Raw genomic sequence first — 15,953 nt, forward strand, 5'->3', positions numbered from 1 at the left:
TTAGGCTAACTGACTGAATGCGGATGGAAAACCAGAAGGTTCTGAAGAGGGGAAGAATGCCCGGTAACCGAACGGTACCGGGCAATTTGTCTTACTTGTTAATCTGGGCGTGCATTTCCTGGACCGAAATCACCTTCTCGGTGGCATCCGCGTTCAGCGCCATGGCTGTTGCGAAACCGCCGTTCAGGGTGGTGTCGTAATGCACTTTGTACTGCAGCGCGCTGCGGCGAATCAGCTTGGAGTCTTCAATCGCCTGGCGGCCCGCAGTGGTGTTGATGATATAGGTGTATTCGCCATTCTTAATGCGATCCTGAATGTGCGGACGACCTTCATGCACCTTGTTCACCAGGCGCGGGTTGATTCCCGCTTCACCCAGCACAATCGCCGTACCGTGGGTTGCATCCAGCTCGAAGCCCTGTTTCAGTAGCTTGGCAGCAAGGTCAACCACGCGCTCTTTATCACCTTCGCGAACAGAGAGCAGCGCACGGCCAGATTTCTTCATGGTGGAGTTGCTACCCAGTTGCGCTTTAGCAAACGCTTCTGCAAAGGTGCGGCCCACGCCCATCACTTCCCCGGTAGAGCGCATCTCTGGCCCTAACAGCGGGTCAACGCCCGGGAATTTGTTGAACGGCAGCACCACCTCTTTCACCGAGTAGTACGGCGGGATAATCTCTTTTGTGACGCCCTGCTGAGCCAGCGTCTGGCCGGCCATCACGCGCGCCGCCACTTTTGCCAGCGGAATACCGGTCGCTTTAGAGACGAACGGTACGGTACGTGCCGCACGCGGGTTCACTTCAATCAGGTAGACTTCGTTGTCTTTCACGGCGAACTGGACGTTCATCAGGCCGCGAACCTGCAGTTCGAAGGCCAGTTTCTGCACCTGCTGACGCATCACGTCCTGAATTTCCTGGCTCAGGGTGTACGCTGGCAGAGAACAGGCGGAGTCGCCTGAGTGCACGCCCGCCTGCTCGATGTGCTCCATGATGCCGCCAATCAGCACCATTTCGCCGTCGCAGATAGCATCCACATCCACTTCAACCGCATCGTCGAGGAAGCGATCCAGCAGCACCGGCGCATCGTTGGACACGCTAACTGCCGTCTGGAAGTAACGACGCAGGTCAGCTTCGTCGTAGACGATTTCCATCGCGCGGCCGCCCAGCACGTAAGAAGGACGCACCACCAGCGGGTAGCCAATCTCTTTCGCCTTCTCAACCGCTTGTTCAATCGCAGTCACGGTGGCGTTTGCCGGCTGTTTCAGCTTCAGACGGTCAACCGCCTGCTGGAAACGCTCGCGGTCTTCTGCACGGTCAATGGCATCCGGGCTGGTACCGATAACCGGCACACCTGCGGCTTCGAGCGCGCGCGCCAGTTTCAGCGGCGTCTGGCCGCCGTACTGCACGATCACGCCTTTTGGCTTCTCGATGCGCACGATTTCCAGCACGTCTTCCAGAGTTACCGGTTCGAAGTAGAGACGGTCAGAGGTGTCATAGTCGGTAGAGACCGTTTCCGGGTTACAGTTGACCATGATGGTCTCGTAACCGTCTTCGCGCAGCGCCAGAGAGGCGTGTACGCAGCAGTAGTCAAACTCGATGCCCTGGCCGATACGGTTTGGGCCACCGCCCAGTACCATGATTTTGTCGCGGTCAACAGACGGATTCGCTTCACACTCGTCTTCATACGTGGAGTACATGTAAGCCGTATCGGTCGCGAACTCTGCCGCACAGGTATCAACACGCTTGTAGACCGGGTGCAGGTCATACTGGTCGCGCAGCTTGCGGATTTCCGCTTCACGCACGCCGGCCAGTTTTGCCAGACGCGCGTCGGCAAAGCCTTTGCGTTTCAGCATGCGCAGGAAGTCAGCATCCAGGCCATTGATGCCCAGCTCCGCCACTTTCTCTTCCAGACGCACCAGCTCTTCAATTTGCACCAGGAACCAGCGGTCGATGTTGGTCAGGTTGAACACGCCGTCCACGGACAAGCCTGCGCGGAAGGCGTCGGCGATATACCAGATACGCTCTGCGCCCGCGTCTTTCAGCTCGCGGCGGATTTTGGTCAGTGCTTCCGGGTCGTCCAGGCTCACTTTAGGATCGAAGCCGGTCGCGCCCACTTCGAGGCCGCGCAGCGCTTTCTGCAGGGATTCCTGCTGCGTGCGGCCAATCGCCATCACTTCACCCACAGATTTCATCTGGGTGGTCAGACGGTCGTTCGCGCCAGCGAATTTCTCGAAGTTGAAGCGTGGAATTTTGGTCACAACGTAGTCGATAGACGGTTCGAAGGACGCAGGCGTGCGGCCCCCGGTGATATCGTTCATCAGCTCGTCAAGGGTGTAACCGACCGCCAGTTTCGCCGCCACCTTCGCAATCGGGAAGCCGGTCGCTTTAGAAGCCAGCGCGGAGGAGCGGGACACGCGCGGGTTCATTTCGATAACAATCAGACGGCCGGTTTTCGGGTTCATCGAGAACTGCACGTTAGAACCACCGGTTTCGACGCCGATTTCACGCAGTACCGCCATCGATGCGTTACGCATGATTTGGTACTCTTTGTCGGTCAGCGTTTGCGCTGGCGCAACGGTAATGGAGTCGCCGGTGTGGATACCCATCGCATCGAAGTTTTCGATGGAGCAGACGATGATGCAGTTGTCGTTTTTATCACGCACCACTTCCATCTCGTACTCTTTCCAGCCAATCAGCGATTCATCAATCAGCAGCTCTTTGGTTGGGGAGAGATCCAGGCCGCGCTCGCAAATCTCTTCAAACTCTTCGCGGTTGTAGGCGATACCGCCGCCGGTGCCGCCCATGGTGAAGGAAGGACGGATGATGCACGGATAACCCACTTCAGCCGCAACGGCCAGCGCCTCTTCCATGTTGTGAGCGATACCGGAACGCGCGGTGTCGAGGCCGATTTTTTTCATCGCCACGTCGAAGCGACGACGGTCTTCTGCTTTATCAATCGCGTCGGCGGTCGCACCAATCATGGTCACGCCGAACTCTTCCAGCACGCCCTGACGCTCCAGCTCCAGCGCACAGTTCAGCGCAGTCTGGCCACCCATGGTCGGCAGAACCGCATCCGGACGCTCTTTCTCGATGATTTTACGTACCACTTCCCAGTGAATTGGCTCGATGTAGGTTGCATCCGCCATTTCCGGGTCGGTCATGATGGTCGCCGGGTTAGAGTTCACCAGGATAACGCGGTAACCCTCTTCGCGCAGGGCCTTACACGCCTGTGCACCGGAGTAGTCAAATTCACAGGCCTGACCGATAACAATCGGGCCAGCGCCAAGGATCAGGATGCTTTTTATGTCTGTACGTTTTGGCATGGTCTTCTCGGCTCCTGATTATTTAGCAGTCTTACGGTATTGCTCGATAAGTTCGATGAAGTGATCGAACAGCGGTGCGGCATCGTGCGGCCCCGGGCTGGCTTCCGGGTGTCCCTGGAAGCTGAACGCTGGCTTATCGGTACGATGGATACCCTGCAGGGTGCCATCGAACAGGGATTTGTGCGTCACGCGCAGATTAGCCGGCATTGACGCTTCGTCTACTGCGAAGCCGTGGTTCTGTGCCGTAATCATCACCGTGTTGTTGTCAATGTCTTTCACCGGGTGGTTACCACCGTGGTGACCGAACTTCATCTTAATGGTGTTCGCCCCGCTCGCCAGCGCCAGCAGCTGATGGCCGAGGCAGATGCCGAATACCGGAATATCGGTTTCGAGGAAGGACTTGATGGCATCGATAGCGTAATCGCACGGTGCCGGGTCGCCAGGTCCGTTAGAGAGGAAGATGCCATCCGGGTTCATCTTCAGTACGTCTTCGGCAGAGGTTTTCGCCGGCACCACCGTCAGACGGCAGCCGCGATCAACCAGCATGCGCAGGATATTGCGCTTGGCGCCGAAATCGTAGGCGACCACGTGGAACGGCAGCTCGCTCTCTTTTTTCGCTTCCGGCAGGTCATCTGAAAGCGTCCAGCTACCTTGCGTCCAGCTGTATGCTTCAGTGGTCGTCACTTCTTTCGCCAGGTCCATGCCATTCAGGCCCGGGAAGGCTTTCGCTTTTTCCAGCGCCAGCGCCGCATCGAGGTTGTCCCCTGCGATGATGCAGCCGTTCTGTGCACCCTTCTCGCGCAGCAGACGCGTTAACTTACGGGTATCGATATCGGCAATCGCCACAATGTTATGGCGCTTCAGATAGGAAGAGAGGTCTTCGGTATTGCGGAAGTTGCTGGCAATCAGCGGCAGGTCGCGAATGACCAGGCCTTGCGCATGTACCTGAGAAGATTCTTCGTCAGCAGCATTGGTGCCGACATTGCCGATATGAGGATAAGTAAGAGTAACGATTTGGCGAGAATAGGAAGGATCAGTGAGGATTTCTTGATAACCGGTCATTGAAGTATTGAAAACGACTTCCCCAACCGCCGAACCCGTTGCCCCTATGGCCCGACCGATAAACTGGGTTCCGTCTTCCAGAACCAATAGCGCTGACTTAATCAAAACACCCTCCAGAGAATATTCACTCACTTTATTTGCATATTAATTCACAACCATGTCATAAATCAATGCAAATGTGTTGCCAGCGGATTTTTGGCAAACGGCGGCATTCTGGAGATTTGCCAGGTAAAAGTCAACTCAAAACGGATATTTTAATTATCCTTTTGCAAGCCTGGCGGCCTGAAAAGATGTTAAGCGGCAAAAAGATCAGGTAAATCACGACAGAAAACGCTTGCGTGGCAAGTTTATTGGAATTTCTGGTGCGCAGATAATAAAAAGTGGACCAAACAGTCAAAATTTACATACCAGCAACACAAAATGGATAGATAAAATATACTTTTAGCCAAAAAAGACAAAAATGAACATGGAATGGATAAAATAAAAGGGCAATAAATTATTGCCCTATGCAATCAAAAAGTTACGACTGCAATAACCACATCACGATGGGTAATATCTCTTACAAATTGTTGAGATCGAGCACATCACGCATATCAAAAAGACCATTTTCTTTACCTTTCAGCCACAAAGCGGAGCGAACGGCACCATTCGCAAATGTCATGCGGCTGGATGCTTTATGCGTGATCTCTACACGTTCTCCAATATCGGCGAACATCGCAGTATGTTCCCCGACGATGTCACCCGCACGCACGGTTGCGAAACCAATCGTTCCCGGGACGCGTTCGCCCGTATGGCCTTCGCGGGTATATACCGCGCAGTCTTTTAAATCTTTATCCAGTGCATGCGCAATCGCTTCGCCCATTGCCAGCGCCGTGCCGGAGGGAGCATCGACTTTGTAACGGTGGTGAGCTTCGACAATCTCAATGTCGGTATAATCGCCCATCACTTTTGCGGCCTTCTCCAGCAGCTTAAGCATAACGTTGACGCCCACGCTAAAGTTAGCAGCGAAGACAATAGCAATCTCACGGGACGCATCCTGAATGGCTTGTTTACCGGCTTCATCAAACCCGGTGGTGCCAATCACCATGCCTTTGCCGTGCTGACGGCAAAATGCCAGATGGGTCAGCGTGCCTTCTGGCCGGGTGAAATCGATAAATACATCAAAATCATCTTTCACCGCATCAAGGCTACTCTGAACGGTAACGCCCGTCTTGCCCGCGCCTGCCAGTTCACCGGCATCGGCCCCAACAAGCGATGAACCTTCACGCTCCAGTGCTGCGCCCAGCGCTACGCCATCCATCTGAAGTGCCGCCTGAATGAGCTGGCGACCCATACGTCCACCCGCGCCCGCAATAGCGACACGGATCTGTGCATCATGCATAGTTATTCTCTTACGTTAAAATGATGTAAACCGTTTTCAGATTAACCAGCCTTTGTCAGGCCTGCCAACTGAAAACACCGATAATTAGAATTTAACGTGAAACGGACTCAAATATCAGTAAAAGACATGATTTTGTCGTCACGATAAAGTAGCAGATAAAAAAAAGGCCAGCACAGGAGGTGCTGGCCTTTACTCAGAAGAAGGATTATTCCACTTCGCGTGCATCAATACGCAGCTCTTTCGGAACTTCGAAGACGATGTTTTCTTCGCGGCCTTCCAGCGGAACGGCTTCACCACCACCCAGCTCCTGCAGACGGGTGATCACGTTCTGCACCAGGATATCCGGCGCGGAAGCCCCTGCGGTGACACCGACACAGGCCGCGTTTTTCACCCACGCTTCCTGAATGTCCGTCGCGTCGTCAATCAGAAACGCCGCCTTGCCCATGCGCTGCGCCAGTTCGGCCAGACGGTTGGAGTTAGAGGAGTTTTTCGAGCCGACCACCAGCACCACGTCCGCCTGTTCAGCCAGCGCACGCACCGCTTCCTGGCGGTTAGTGGTTGCGTAGCAGATATCATCTTTACGCGGCCCGACGATTTTCGGGAAACGCTGGCGCAATGCGTCAATCACATCCGACGTATCATCAACTGAAAGCGTGGTCTGCGTCATGAACGACAGACGGGCTTCGTTTTTCACGTTCAGCGTCAGGACATCTTCCGGCGACTCCACCAGATACATCCCCCCTTCCGGGTTGCTGTACTGGCCCATAGTGCCTTCGACTTCCGGATGACCCGCATGACCAATCAGGATCGACTCTTCACCGCGACGGCTGGCGCGCGCCACTTCCATATGCACTTTGGTTACCAACGGACAGGTGGCGTCGAACACCGTCAAATCACGGCTTTTCGCTTCGTTACGTACCGCCTGGGAGACACCGTGTGCGGAGAAAATCAGGATCGCGCCGTCCGGCACTTCGCTGATCTGCTCAATGAAGATTGCACCGCGTTCACGCAGGCTGTCGACCACGTAACGGTTATGTACAACTTCGTGACGCACGTAAATCGGCGCGCCGTAAATCTCCAGCGCGTTTTCAACAATGCTGATAGCGCGGTCTACACCGGCGCAGAAGCCGCGCGGGTTAGCCAACAGGATCTGCATTTCAGGCCTCCAGTACCGGATCGATCTCCAGCACTTCAATATCAAAATGGACGGTGCGCCCGGCAAGCGGATGGTTGAAATCTACGGTGATGGAGTCGCCGTTGATTTCGCGGATCACGCCAGGCATTTCGCTGCCATCCATAGCGGTAAAGAGCATAATCGCCCCGATTTCCGGTTCGCCCGCATCCATAAACTCACGACGAGAGAAGTACTGGATAAGATCCGGGCTTGGCACGCCAAACGCCGCATCCGGCTCCAGCGAAAACGCCTTCTTCTCCCCCTCTTTCAGACCCAGAAGCTGCTGCTCAAGACCTTCAGATAACGACGTATCGCCAAGACGAAACAGGGCTGGTTTGCCGTTATTGCGGGTGGATTCGGCCGTTGAGCCGTCATCCAGTTTCAGCGTGAAGTGAACGAGAACCGCGCTATTGCTTTGTACGGATTTAGACATGCAAATTGCTCGCTTGTTTTGGGTCACCTGTTGCCCGGTGGCGCTGCGCTTACCGGGCCTACGGGAGGCCACAAATTCTGTAGGCCGGGTAAGCGCAGCGCCACCCGGCATTTACAATTAAGCCTGCTCTTTCGCGGCGGGTTTCGGCAAGAAACCTTCCAGCACGATTAACGCCGCACCGATACAAATTGCGCTATCGGCGAGGTTAAAGGTCGCAAAGTGCCAGTCGCCGACGTAGAAGTCGATCATATCGACCACAAAGCCATGCCACAGGCGATCGAACAGGTTACCTAACGCGCCGCCAATGATCAGCGCATAGGCGATGTTATTCAGCTTTTGCGTCGCTTTCGAACGGTACATCAGCACCGCCAGCACCACACAGATACCGATAGCAATACCCGCAAAGAACCAGCGCTGCCAGCCACCGCTGTCAGCAAGGAAGCTAAACGCTGCGCCATAGTTACGCGCATAGTGCAGATTAAGCGACGGGAACAGCGGAACCGTATCCCCCAGAGCAAAGTTCTGGAGGATCAGGAACTTGCTGCCCAGATCAATAATCAGCACCACCACAACCAGCCACAGCCAGCGCAGTCCTGTTGAACAGAGAGTTTTACTCATCAGGCAAACTTACGTTTTTCGCCGTCACCGGCGACGTTGCTTACACAGCGTCCGCAGATGTCTGCGTGTTCCGCCACCTGGCCGACATCGGTGGTGTAGTGCCAGCAGCGCGGGCACTTCTCACCTTCGGCTTTGCTCAGTGCGACTTTCAGTCCTTTAAGCAGTTCGCTCTGCTGAGCATCAGCAGAAGCGTCGGCATAATCCGCAACTTTCGCACCAGAGGTCAACAGGACAAATCGTAATTCATCGCCCAGCGCCGTCAGTTTGGCCGCCAGCTCAGGTTCTGCGTACAGGGTCACTGCCGCTTCCAGAGAACCACCGACTTTCTTGTCAGCACGCGCCTGTTCGATGACCTTGTTCACTTCGCCACGCACTTTCAGCAGCTCGTCCCAGAAGGCATCGTTCATCGCTTCGGTACTGGAGAGATCGAACAGACCTTCGTACCACTCGCCGGTAAAGACATACTTCTCACGCTCACCTGGCAGGTAGCCCCAGATTTCATCCGCGGTGAAGGACATAATTGGCGCCATCCAGCGCACCAGTGCTTCTGCGATGTGATACAGCGCAGTCTGGCAGCTACGACGCGCCACGCTGTCCGCTTTCGCGGTGTACTGGCGATCTTTGATGATGTCGAGGTAGAACGAGCCCATCTCGATGGAGCAGAAGCGCATCAGGCGCTGCACCACTTCATGGAAATCGTAAGACTCATATGCCTTAACGATATCTTCCTGCGCCGCTTTCGCACAGCCTACCGCCCAGCGATCCAGCACCACCATATCTTCCGGTTTCACCATGTCTTTTGCCGGATCGAAACCATTCAGGTTCGCCAGCAGGAAGCGCGCGGTGTTACGGATACGACGATAGCTGTCAGCAGCACGTTTCAGGATCTCATCTGATACCGCCATTTCGCCGGTATAGTCGGTAGATGCCACCCACAGACGCAGAATGTCTGCGCCCAGTTTGTTCATCACGTCCTGCGGAGAAACGGTATTACCGATAGATTTGGACATCTTACGGCCCTGACCATCAACGGTGAAACCGTGGGTCAGTACCTGACGGTAAGGAGCTTTACCTTTCATGGCGGTGGAGATCATCAGAGATGACATGAACCAGCCACGGTGTTGGTCAGAACCTTCCAGATACATATCAGCCGCGTGACCGGCAAACTCAGGGCGCACGTCAACCACGGAGGCGTGAGTAGACCCGGAGTCGAACCACACGTCCAGGGTATCTGGCACTTTCTCGTAGTTGTCCGCGTCAGCGCCCAGGATATCGCGGGCATCGAGATCCCACCACGCCTGAATGCCATCAACTTCAACACGCTTCGCCACTTCTTCCATCAGTTCCAGCGTATTCGGGTGCAGTTCGTGCGTCTCTTTATGCACGAACAGCGACATCGGCACGCCCCAGGTGCGCTGACGGGAGATACACCAGTCAGGACGGTTAGCCACCATGGATTCAATACGCGCCTGGCCCCAGTCCGGGATCCACTGCACGCCTTTGATCTCTTTCAGAGACTGCTCGCGCAGGCCTTTCTGATCCATGCTAACGAACCACTGTGGGGTCGCACGGAAGATGATCGGCGTCTTGTGACGCCAGCAGCACGGGTAGCTGTGCTGCATTTTCTCAACGTGCAACAGCGCGCCGCGCTCACGCAGCATCTCCACGATGATGTCGTTCGCTTTGAAGACGTTGATACCGTCCAGAGATGGATACGTACCAGGCAGGTATGATCCGTCCGGACCAACCGGGTTCGCGATTTCCAGACCATATTTCAGGCTGATGTTGTAGTCGTCAGGACCGTGACCACCGGCGGTATGTACTGCACCGGTACCGGCTTCCAGCGTCACGTGGTCGCCCAGGATCGCCGGAACGTCGAAGTCCAGGAACGGGTGTTTGAAACGCATCAGCTCCAGCGCGTCGCCCTTCACGGTGCCCAGGACAGTGTAGTCGGTGATGTTCGCGCGTTTCAGCACGCTTTCCACCAGATCTTTCGCCAGGATCAGCGCCTGACCGTCAATCTGAACCAGTGCATATTCGAACTCACCGGAGAGGGAGATTGCACGGTTAGCAGGCAGCGTCCATGGGGTGGTGGTCCAGATAACCAGCGAGATCGGGCCGCTTACGCCCGGCAGACCGAATTTACCTTTGATCGCATCCTGATCGACCGCTTCGAAGGCCACGTCGATTGAAGGCGAGGTTTTGTCGTAATACTCAACTTCTGCTTCTGCCAGCGCAGAACGGCAGTCCACGCACCAGTGCACCGGCTTCGCGCCTTTGTGCAGGTGGCCATTGCCGATGATTTTACCCAGCGCACGGATGATGTTGGCTTCGGTTTTGAAGTCCATGGTCAGGTATGGATGCGACCAGTCGCCCAGCACGCCCAGACGAATAAAGTCTGCACGCTGGCCGTCAACCTGAGTGGCCGCGTATTCACGGCATTTCGCACGGAATTCCGCCGCAGTGAATTTCTCACCCGGCTTACCAAATTCCTGCTCAACTTTCAGTTCAATCGGCAGACCGTGGCAGTCCCAACCCGGAACGTAAGGCGAGTCATATCCCGCGAGTCCTTTGGACTTCACGATAATGTCTTTCAGAATCTTGTTTACAGAGTGACCAATATGAATGCTGCCATTCGCATATGGAGGGCCATCATGCAGAATGAAGGTTTTTTTGCCTTTCTTGGCTGCACGGATGATGCCGTACAGGTCATCATCGGTCCAACGCGCCAGCATTCCCGGTTCGCGCTTGGCGAGATCGCCGCGCATCGGGAACCCTGTTTCCGGCAAATTCAGGGTTGATTTATAGTCACTCATCAGATTCTCGGTTCCGTATTTATCACGTAGGCATTTAAGCCGGGTTCAAAGCCCAAAAAACTCGCGGGCCGTTAATTCATCTCGCGCGATTTGCGCTTTTAGTTCATCCAGCGAGGCAAATCGCTGCTCATTGCGTATTTTTTTACGCAGTATGACATCTATATGGCGACCGTAGAGGTCCATTACAACGTCCAGCAGATGCACTTCCAGCTGCTGTCGCACACCGGCGACCGTAGGACGTGTGCCAATATTGGCGACACCGTAAAAAGGTTTCTCGCCCAGTCCAGCCACTTCCACCGCATATACCCCTTTAACCGGGGAGACCTGACGACGCAGCGGTATATTCGCCGTCGGGAAACCTATCGTACGCCCCAGCGCATCGCCATGAACCACACGACCAGAAATGGTAAACGGATGCCCCAGCAAATTATCTGCGGTCTCCAGTTCATCATTGGCCAGCGCCTGACGAACCGCCGTACTGCTGACGCGCACGCCACCTTCGCAAAAGGTCATCGCGCTGGTGACGTCAAAACCATATTCCAGGCCAGCCTTCTGTAATAGCAAGAAATCGCCCTGACGACCAGCGCCAAAGCGGAAATCATCACCCACGGCGAGAAACTGCACGCCAAGGCGCTTGACCAACAGGTCGCTGACGAAATTTTGTGCTGTCAGCGCGGCAAAACGACGATCAAAACGGACACACAATACGTAGTCCACACCGGACTGTGCCAGATAGCGCAACTTCTCGCGCAGGCGAGTAAGTCGGGCAGGCGATTTATCGCCCGCGAACAGTTCCAGCGGCTGCGGCTCGAAAATCATCACTACCACGGGCAGGCCACGTGCCTCCCCTTCTTTACGCAATCCCTGCAACAGCGCCTGATGCCCACGATGCACGCCGTCGAAATTACCAATGGTCAGCACGCACCCGTGGGGGGCTTTGCTGAGATTATGTATGCCGCGTATCAGCTTCATGTCTGGCTCAAAACAGTGAAAATCGCCAAAGTATACCTTGTACAGCGATTAAGGTTAACCGACGATTGTCTGCACAAAACAGAAAGCCGTAATGATTTCATCATGCTGACCTTTCACAGCAAAAAAATCTGCCCGGGAACTGCGATTTTTATGCCGAAAAGCTGTATTCACGAAAGACAAGCTGGTAGAATCCTGCGCCATCACTACGTAACGTAGCGTCGCTAATTAACGGCGCTTATTTGCACAAATCCATTGACAAAAGAAGGCAAAGAGGGCATATTCCTCGGCCTTTGAATTGTCCACATAGATCATATTTGGGAGTTGGACTTGGCTAATATCAAATCAGCTAAGAAACGTGCCGTTCAGTCTGAAAAGGCTCGTAAGCACAACGCAAGCCGTCGCTCTATGATGCGTACTTTCATCAAGAAAGTATACGCAGCAATCGAAGCTGGCGACAAAGCTGCAGCGCAGAACGCATTTAACGAAATGCAACCAATCGTGGATCGTCAGGCTGCTAAAGGTCTGATCCACAAAAACAAAGCAGCGCGTCATAAAGCAAACCTGACCGCGCAGATCAACAAACTGGCTTAATCGCCGCTTGTTGTTGCTTGTTTAAAGAACCCGCTTAACGCGGGTTTTTTTATACCTTCAGTTTGCTGGCGGGGTAAACAGCGCCGAGTAGTCGCGGTTACAGATACGCTGCACCGCCGGGTGTTGAATCATCCTTTCGGCGAAGATGGCGTGGTACTCCTCCATGACGTTATCGACTCTGCCAATCTCGGTAATCTTGTTATCTGAATAGAGATCGTGCATGTACAGCGTCGGCGCAACAAAGATTGCGTTGTGCGCCTCACCAAACGCTTTCATCAGTGCTGCATCATCGAACTCACCCAGGATCTCCACGTTCAGCCCCTGAGAGTTAAACCAGTTCTGCAGCTTACGCCCCAGCATGGAGCGCCTTCCCGGCACCAGCAAGCGGCGTTCTTCCAGACAGGCAGGGAACGGTTTTTCCGGAGGCGGGTTGATGCACCAGAAGCTTACCCCGCATTCACCAATCTTGACCGAAAACAGCCCCTCCTGCTGCGTGGAGTCGATGGGGCAATCCGAGATAATCATATCCAGCTTATGCTGGCTCAACTGCTCCAGCAGCATTTCGTGTGTGGATTCAAAACAGCGCAAATGGATCTGCTCGTCTTCAACCACCGCCGCATCCAGCACGCCGCTCACCAGCCGTTTCGAGAGGGCATCCGCCACGCCCACGTCAAACAGCAAATTAGACTCTTTGCGGTAGTTGACGATATCCAGCATCTCCTGGCTCAGGGTAAACATCTTGTCCGCATAGCGAAAAACCAGTTCACCCAACTCGCTTGGCTCTATGCCACGTCCTTTACGCTTGAACAGCTTGCCTTGCAGGCGTTCTTCCAGAGCCTTGATTTGCCCGGTGATAGTTTGTGGCGTCAGAAAAAGAGCTTCTGCCGCCCCGACCACCGAGCCTTGTTTGTAAACATGCCAGAAGTAATACAGATGGTTGTAATTCAAATGAGACATCGCGTCTTCTCTCCCTGAGTGTATCGGGAGAAGAATGACCTCCTCCCGGTTTTCCGTTATGCCTGGACGACCTGCCCGGACAACTTCACCTTCAATAAGGTATAACCAATAACTGCGGCCAGTAATGAACCGATAAGAATGGCGAGTTTTGCCCAGATAATCAGCTCAGGCGCGTTTGCACCAAACGCCAGCGTCGAGATAAAGATCGACATGGTAAATCCGATACCGCACAGCACGCCGACCGCCATAATCTGACCAAATGTTGTGCCGTTCGGCAACGATGCCAGCTTAAGCTTCAGCGCCAGCCAGCAGAACAGGCTGATCCCCAGCGGTTTACCAATAAACAGCCCGGCAATAATACCCAGCGGCAGCACGGAAGTGAGCCCCTCCAGCGTAACCCCTCCCAGGGAAACGCCCGCGTTGGCAAACGCAAACAGCGGCAGGATCATAAAGGCGACCCACGGGTGCAGCACATGCTCCAGTTGTTTGGCGGGTGATTTACCCTCCTGCGGCTTAAGCGGCACAAAGAAGCCGACGATCACCCCGGCCAGCGTGGCATGGACACCCGATTTCAGCACCGCCGTCCACAACACCATCCCCACAAGGATGTAAATTCCAATGCGACGGACATTGAAAATGTTCAACAGCGCCAGGACAGCAATCGCCCCTGCTGCCACGCTCAGCGACAGAATCGACAGATCGCTGGTGTAGAACAGCGCGATAATGACGATAGCCCCCAGGTCATCAATGATCGCCAGCGCCATCAGGAAGATTTTCAGTGCAACCGGAACCCGGCTCCCGAGCAACGCTAAAACGCCAAGCGCAAACGCGATATCCGTTGCCGCCGGGATCGCCCACCCGTCACGCGCAACAGGATCCTGCCAGGCAAACGCGAGGAAGAGCAGCGCCGGAACGACCATCCCGCCAATGGCGGCGATCACCGGAAATGCTGCGCGCTGGCGGCTGGCTAACGAGCCCATCACCAGCTCACGTTTCACCTCAAGCCCCACCAGCAGGAAGAACACCGCCATCAGCGCATCGTTGATCCACAGCAGCATGTTCTTGTTAATTTCCAGCGCGCCGACCTTAAGCTCGACGGGCGTTTCCAGAAATGCGTGATAGAGATCGCGCGTCATGCCCATGTTGGCGAGCAGCATCGCGGCCGCAGCAGCAATAATCAGGATCACGCCGCCGGATGCTTCACTGCTAAAGAAACGGTGTAGTAATTTCACGTTAATTCTCTCTTTTACAACAATACCTCGATAAAACCATAATATCAGCGCAAACAAATCGGTAAAAACAGATTAATATTGAATATATACTCAGTTTAACCGAGCTTTCGAACAAGAAACAAAAAACCCGGAATCGCTTCCGGGTTTTTAAAGGATAGTTACCAGCTAACGATTTAGCGGGTCAAATCATCGAAGAATTTTTTGACGCCATCGAAGAAGCTTTTGGAGCGTGGGCTGTTTTTCTCACCCGTCGGGCCGCCAAAGCTTTCCTGCAGCTCTTTTAACAGCTGCTTCTGCTTGTCGTTCAGGCCAACCGGGGTTTCAACCACCACGCGGCACAGCAGGTCGCCCTGCGCACCACCGCGAACGGATTTCACGCCTTTACCGCGCATGCGGAACAGCTTACCGGTCTGCGTTTCGCCTGGGATTTTCAGGTTCACGCGCCCATCCAGTGTAGGCACTTCAATTTCGCCACCGAGCGCTGCCATAGCAAAGTTGATCGGGACTTCACAGTAGAGGTTGTTGCCTTCACGCTCAAAGATAGCGTGCTGTTTCACCTGCACCTGAACGTACAGATCGCCTGCTGGTGCGCCGTGCTCACCTGCTTCGCCTTCACCTGCCAGACGGATGCGGTCACCCGTATCTACGCCAGCCGGGATTTTAACGGACAGGGTTTTGGTTTTCTCAACGCGACCGTGGCCGTGGCATTTGGTGCATGGATCTTTAATCAGCGTCCCACGACCATGACAGTGCGGACACGCCTGCTGGACGGCGAAGAAGCCCTGACGCATCTGCACCTGACCGGAACCGTGACAGGTTGGACAGGTTTGTGGCTGCGTACCCGCTTTCGCACCGCTGCCATGGCAAACGTCACACTCTTCCAGCGTCGGGATACGGATCTCTTTGGTGACACCGCGAACGGCCTCTTCCAGCGTCAGCTCCATGTTGTAGCGCAGATCCGCACCACGCGCTGCGCGTTGACGACCGCGGCCACCACCGAAGATATCGCCGAAAACATCGCCAAAGATATCGCTGAAATCAGCGCCGCCGCCAAAGCCGCCGCCACCGAATCCACCGCCACCCATGCCGCCCTGTTCAAAGGCTGCGTGACCGTACTGGTCATAGGCCGCACGTTTTTGTGCATCGGTCAGGACTTCGTAGGCTTCTTTGATCTCTTTAAATTTAGCTTCAGCCTCTTTGTCACCCTGGTTGCGATCCGGGTGGAATTTCATGGCCAGGCGCTTATACGCCTTTTTGATTTCACGCTCTTCCGCAGTTTTCGGAACGCCTAAAATCTCGTAATAGTCTTGCTTTGCCATTGGTTTTTTTAAGCCCCTTAACATGCGAGCACGGGCGTGGAGAGTTCTCCTACGCCCGTGCCGATTAATTACCCTGCATCAG

At 54.7% G+C, this 15,953-nt stretch carries 12 protein-coding genes and 1 pseudogene; 1 reads left to right on the forward strand and 12 read right to left on the reverse strand.

Annotation, left to right across the window (positions count from 1 at the left end):
* Positions 1-91: 91 nt before the first annotated feature.
* From carB to APU11_RS28780, 9 genes and pseudogenes are all read right to left on the reverse strand, one after another.
* Positions 92-3,316, reverse strand: coding sequence for a carbamoyl-phosphate synthase large subunit (gene carB / locus APU11_RS06745; RefSeq protein WP_058651115.1), 3,225 nt, complete (start codon positions 3,314-3,316; stop codon positions 92-94).
* An 18-nt stretch (positions 3,317-3,334) separates the two neighbouring features.
* Entirely contained in the window at positions 3,335-4,483 is a 1,149-nt protein-coding gene (carA, locus tag APU11_RS06750; RefSeq protein WP_023620045.1) for a glutamine-hydrolyzing carbamoyl-phosphate synthase small subunit, read from the reverse strand.
* A 454-nt stretch (positions 4,484-4,937) separates the two neighbouring features.
* Positions 4,938-5,759, reverse strand: a complete 822-nt coding sequence (gene dapB / locus APU11_RS06755; protein WP_058651116.1) for a 4-hydroxy-tetrahydrodipicolinate reductase — start codon at positions 5,757-5,759, stop codon at positions 4,938-4,940.
* Between the two features lie 205 nt (positions 5,760-5,964).
* Positions 5,965-6,915, reverse strand: coding sequence for a 4-hydroxy-3-methylbut-2-enyl diphosphate reductase (gene ispH, locus APU11_RS06760; protein ID WP_013095529.1), 951 nt, complete (start codon positions 6,913-6,915; stop codon positions 5,965-5,967).
* A gap of 1 nt (position 6,916) precedes the next feature.
* Positions 6,917-7,366, reverse strand: a complete 450-nt coding sequence (fkpB, locus tag APU11_RS06765) for an FKBP-type peptidyl-prolyl cis-trans isomerase (protein WP_013095528.1) — start codon at positions 7,364-7,366, stop codon at positions 6,917-6,919.
* A gap of 117 nt (positions 7,367-7,483) precedes the next feature.
* Positions 7,484-7,984: a signal peptidase II gene (lspA, locus tag APU11_RS06770; RefSeq protein ID WP_013095527.1), complete on the reverse strand. Its 501-nt coding sequence runs from the start codon at positions 7,982-7,984 to the stop codon at positions 7,484-7,486.
* On the reverse strand, positions 7,984-10,800 hold the full coding sequence (gene ileS / locus APU11_RS06775; protein ID WP_058651117.1) for an isoleucine--tRNA ligase: 2,817 nt from the start codon (positions 10,798-10,800) through the stop codon (positions 7,984-7,986). The genes lspA and ileS overlap by 1 nt, the downstream gene beginning before the upstream one ends.
* A gap of 45 nt (positions 10,801-10,845) precedes the next feature.
* A complete protein-coding gene (ribF, locus tag APU11_RS06780; protein ID WP_058651118.1) occupies positions 10,846-11,772 on the reverse strand; it encodes a bifunctional riboflavin kinase/FAD synthetase in 927 nt (308 codons plus the stop codon).
* A gap of 7 nt (positions 11,773-11,779) precedes the next feature.
* Positions 11,780-11,998, reverse strand: a pseudogene (locus APU11_RS28780) (DUF2575 domain-containing protein).
* 101 nt (positions 11,999-12,099) lie between these two features.
* Here APU11_RS28780 and rpsT point away from each other — a divergent pair.
* Positions 12,100-12,363, forward strand: coding sequence for a 30S ribosomal protein S20 (gene rpsT / locus APU11_RS06785; protein ID WP_003856458.1), 264 nt, complete (start codon positions 12,100-12,102; stop codon positions 12,361-12,363).
* A 57-nt stretch (positions 12,364-12,420) separates the two neighbouring features.
* On the opposite strand, the gene nhaR is transcribed toward rpsT, so the two are convergent.
* The 3 genes from nhaR to dnaJ form a co-directional block, all read right to left on the reverse strand.
* Entirely contained in the window at positions 12,421-13,320 is a 900-nt protein-coding gene (gene nhaR, locus APU11_RS06790) for a transcriptional activator NhaR (RefSeq protein ID WP_020688469.1), read from the reverse strand.
* A 56-nt stretch (positions 13,321-13,376) separates the two neighbouring features.
* Positions 13,377-14,552: a Na+/H+ antiporter NhaA gene (gene nhaA, locus APU11_RS06795; protein ID WP_029882679.1), complete on the reverse strand. Its 1,176-nt coding sequence runs from the start codon at positions 14,550-14,552 to the stop codon at positions 13,377-13,379.
* Between the two features lie 173 nt (positions 14,553-14,725).
* Entirely contained in the window at positions 14,726-15,871 is a 1,146-nt protein-coding gene (gene dnaJ / locus APU11_RS06800; protein ID WP_014830600.1) for a molecular chaperone DnaJ, read from the reverse strand.
* Between the last annotated feature and the right edge of the window lie 82 nt (positions 15,872-15,953).

The sequence above is a fragment of the Enterobacter sp. 50793107 genome, assembly GCF_001463365.1.
Taxonomy (GTDB): Bacteria; Pseudomonadota; Gammaproteobacteria; order Enterobacterales; family Enterobacteriaceae; genus Enterobacter; species Enterobacter cloacae.

What these genes read in the sequence shown, in the direction of transcription:
- carB (WP_058651115.1), bottom strand. Translation starts at nt 3,316, where the DNA reads ATGCCAAAACGTACAGACATAAAAAGCATCCTGATCCTTGGCGCTGGC.
- dapB (WP_058651116.1), bottom strand. Translation starts at nt 5,759, where the DNA reads ATGCATGATGCACAGATCCGTGTCGCTATTGCGGGCGCGGGTGGACGT.
- ispH (WP_013095529.1), bottom strand. Translation starts at nt 6,915, where the DNA reads ATGCAGATCCTGTTGGCTAACCCGCGCGGCTTCTGCGCCGGTGTAGAC.
- fkpB (WP_013095528.1), bottom strand. Translation starts at nt 7,366, where the DNA reads ATGTCTAAATCCGTACAAAGCAATAGCGCGGTTCTCGTTCACTTCACG.
- lspA (WP_013095527.1), bottom strand. Translation starts at nt 7,984, where the DNA reads ATGAGTAAAACTCTCTGTTCAACAGGACTGCGCTGGCTGTGGCTGGTT.
- ileS (WP_058651117.1), bottom strand. Translation starts at nt 10,800, where the DNA reads ATGAGTGACTATAAATCAACCCTGAATTTGCCGGAAACAGGGTTCCCG.
- ribF (WP_058651118.1), bottom strand. Translation starts at nt 11,772, where the DNA reads ATGAAGCTGATACGCGGCATACATAATCTCAGCAAAGCCCCCCACGGG.
- nhaR (WP_020688469.1), bottom strand. Translation starts at nt 13,320, where the DNA reads ATGTCTCATTTGAATTACAACCATCTGTATTACTTCTGGCATGTTTAC.
- dnaJ (WP_014830600.1), bottom strand. Translation starts at nt 15,871, where the DNA reads ATGGCAAAGCAAGACTATTACGAGATTTTAGGCGTTCCGAAAACTGCG.